Here is a 228-nt window from a genome sequence, read left to right as displayed (position 1 = left end):
GCATGCCATCGATCATGTTCGACGGCATTGTGGTGCCGGCTGGCAAGGCGTCGTTGGATGCGTTGGGTGCCAGTGGGCTGGCCAAGCACTTCCTGCTAGAGGGTTACAAGCATCTGAAGGCGATCGCGCTGGCCAAGGAAGGCAAGGCGTTGCTGGATAGCTTGGGGCTCAAGGAAGACAAGGGCCTGCTGCTGGGGGATGACCAGAAGACCGTGGATGCCTTTGTGA

Annotated in this window: 1 pseudogene; it reads left to right on the top strand. The window is 59.6% G+C overall.

What is annotated here, in order from left to right:
* Positions 1 to 228 (top strand): annotated as a pseudogene (gene katE, locus SB756_RS36530) (catalase HPII); the annotation flags it as partial.

Origin of the sequence: Pseudomonas sp. SIMBA_068 (assembly GCF_046534705.1) — a bacterium.
Classification (GTDB): domain Bacteria; phylum Pseudomonadota; class Gammaproteobacteria; order Pseudomonadales; family Pseudomonadaceae; genus Aquipseudomonas; species Aquipseudomonas putida.
The sequence above is the reverse complement of the archived record's forward strand: the minus strand, read 5'-3'. Positions and strand labels throughout refer to the sequence as shown.